The 952-nt window shown below is 29.8% G+C and carries 1 protein-coding gene; it reads left to right on the forward strand.

Features of this window, described 5'->3' with window-relative positions; translation table 11 throughout:
* Positions 1-269 precede the first annotated feature (269 nt).
* Positions 270-725, forward strand: coding sequence for a hypothetical protein (locus AC1DSL_RS18695; protein ID WP_477533396.1), 456 nt, complete (start codon positions 270-272; stop codon positions 723-725).
* Positions 726-952: the final 227 nt, after the last annotated feature.

Below are 952 nucleotides of genomic sequence, written 5' to 3' on the forward strand. Positions count from 1 at the left end.
GTAAAATATAACATTTCTAAAGAGGTTGTTGGAGTGATGATTGACTTTGGAGATGAGGAATAATGTTATTCACTAACGGGTAGTAAAATACACTTGTTCTTATTCAACTAACGGGGCAGGTTAGTTGAAGAAGAAATCAATAAGATGACTATAGTAACCTAACATTCGAATGAGCAAAGAATTGAAAAAGATGTAATCAAAATCTTAACAGAGCTATATGGTAAATAAGGAGTGTAATAATGAAAATAAAATAGCAGGGAGTATATAAAATGGTTTTGTTTCCCGAAGAATTAATTAAAGAGTATGTAGAACATAAAAATGCTAACTCAGGTAATTTTAGTTGGTGGAAATACGTAAATTTCAAGGCGGATTTACAGACAGCCCTAGCATTCTCTAAATTTTTTTATCCTGAAATTATTGAAATAGAGGGATGTTTTTTATTAAAAGATAAATACAATAAAGAGCTTTTTGATGCATGGAAAAACGATTGTAACGATGACAAGACTAGCATAGAGAAAATTATGAACTTATATGAATTAAAGGATTTTTTTCATATTAATGTTGATTATAATGAAGATTTAATAGAACAAAATAGAGTCTTGGGAGATATATTAGTAATGTTTTGGTCAATGAGCTTCCAACATAGATACCCAAGCAGAAAAATTTCTGTAGAAGTTTTTGAAGATTGGGATACTTTGTTTATTACTGTTTACGAAGAATTATAAATGATTCACTTTGGAATTTCAGCTTATACAAAGGAGACTTAAAAGTCTTAAACGTAGCGGATTTCAGTGAATGCTTTATATACCCTGATCCTGTACTGATAACGTTGGTAACCCAAAATGATATAGATTTGAGCCGATTTGACAAATGGTAATTAGGGATTATGATAATTTTTTCTTATTCAACTAACGGGTGCTTTAGTTGAAGATTCGATTTCTGAAATAATCAA

The organism is Paenisporosarcina sp. P4_D4 (assembly GCF_056401835.1).